This is a genomic window from Capnocytophaga canis (assembly GCF_000827555.1).
GTDB lineage: Bacteria > Bacteroidota > Bacteroidia > Flavobacteriales > Flavobacteriaceae > Capnocytophaga > Capnocytophaga canis.
Genome location: NZ_CDOI01000120.1, coordinates 1 through 228, shown reverse-complemented (window position 1 = coordinate 228; position 228 = coordinate 1). Strand labels below are relative to the sequence as shown.

Annotated in this window: 1 protein-coding gene; it reads left to right on the top strand. The window is 32.0% G+C overall.

Annotation, left to right across the window (positions count from 1 at the left end):
• A partial coding sequence (locus tag CCAND38_RS03415) for an IS1 family transposase (protein WP_042343890.1) occupies positions 1 to 228 on the top strand: 228 nt, incomplete at both ends.

Sequence of the window (228 nt, the reverse complement as noted above, 5' to 3'; positions counted from 1 at the left end):
GAAGAAATTGGGTGTTAGTTTTGATGAGATTTGTACAGATAATTGGGAAGCTTTTGCGTCTGTTTTTCAAGAATATACACATAAAGCAGGTAAAAAATATACTACTGATATTGAAGGAAACAACACACTTTTGAGACATCGAATACGCCGAGCGGTGAGGAAAACTTGTTGTTTTTCAAAAAAGTTTAAAAACCATATAAAAGCCTTTGAAATTGTGTTTTTCTACAT